The organism is Niveispirillum fermenti, from assembly GCF_048066175.1.
Lineage (GTDB): Bacteria > Pseudomonadota > Alphaproteobacteria > Azospirillales > Azospirillaceae > Niveispirillum > Niveispirillum fermenti.
Map to the genome: position 1 here is coordinate 1 of NZ_JBLTXA010000107.1, position 958 is coordinate 958.

A 958-nucleotide genomic window follows, 5' to 3' on the forward strand; every position below is an offset into this window, starting at 1 on the left:
TAGAGCATCGCGCCTGAAACCGGAATCGAAGGGTTCCCTTTAGGGTCTGGATGTGATTCATCTTTGTCGGAGGTGGCTCATGGGCAAGGCGTATTCAGGTGATCTTCGGGAACGAGTTGAAGCGCGGATAGCGGCGGGTTATTCCCGGCGTGAGGCCTCGCGGCATTTCGGAGTGAGTGCGAGCTTCGCGGTAAAGCTGGCGCAGCGTGTTGCAGTGACAGGCTCGGTGGCCCCCGGTCGCCAAGGCCGCCCACCCGGTCATGGCAAACTGGCGGATTGCCTGCCGCAGCTGATCGCCTGGGTGGAGGCGATGCCGGATATCTCGATGCCGGAGTTGGCAGCGAAGCTGGAAGCGTCCACCGGCGTTGTTGCGCATCCGGCCTCGCTGTCGCGGGCCCTGCTGAAGGCGGGGTTCAGCACAAAAAAACGCTGCTGGCATCCGAGTGCGAACGCGCTGATGTCCGAAAGGATCGGCAGGTCTGGCGGACGCACCGTCAGCCCCGGATGCGCGAAGAACCCCATCGCCTGGTGTTCATCGACGAGACGGCGACGACCACGAAGATGACCCGGCTGCGCGGCCGGGCCCGTCGGGGACAGCGCTTGAAGGCGCGGGCGCCGTTCGGGCACTGGAAGACCCAGACCTTCATTGCCGCCTTGCGGTGCGATGGGCTGACCGCGCCATGGCTTATCAACCAGCCCATGAACCGGGTTCTCTTTGAAACCTATGTCGAAACCAGTTGGCGCCGACGCTGCGTCCGGGCGACGTCGTCATCCTCGATAACCTGTCCAGCCATAAAAGCGAGAAGGCCAAGGCCATCCTGGAGAAGGCTGGGGCATGGTTCCTGTTCTTGCCGCCCTATAGTCCCGACCTCAACCCTATCGAGATGGCCTTCGCCAAGCTCAAGGCCCGCCTCCGACGCATCGGTGCCAGGACCATTGACGACCTCTGGAGGGCCAT

General features: G+C 63.2%; 2 protein-coding genes. Both read left to right on the forward strand.

The genetic code is table 11. The features are described 5' to 3' along the window. Positions 1-79: 79 nt before the first annotated feature. The gene (locus tag ACM9LZ_RS25885; RefSeq protein ID WP_416622379.1) at positions 80-565 is read left to right on the forward strand and encodes a helix-turn-helix domain-containing protein; all 486 of its coding nucleotides are present in this window, start codon (positions 80-82) and stop codon (positions 563-565) included. Between the two features lie 172 nt (positions 566-737). After that, positions 738-958, forward strand: a 221-nt coding sequence (locus ACM9LZ_RS25890; RefSeq protein ID WP_416622380.1) for a transposase, incomplete at its 3' end; no start/stop codon positions are given.

Bases quoted from the DNA above. Each gene is read 5' to 3' on its own strand.
- ACM9LZ_RS25885 (WP_416622379.1), top strand. From the start codon at position 80: ATGGGCAAGGCGTATTCAGGTGATCTTCGGGAACGAGTTGAAGCGCGG.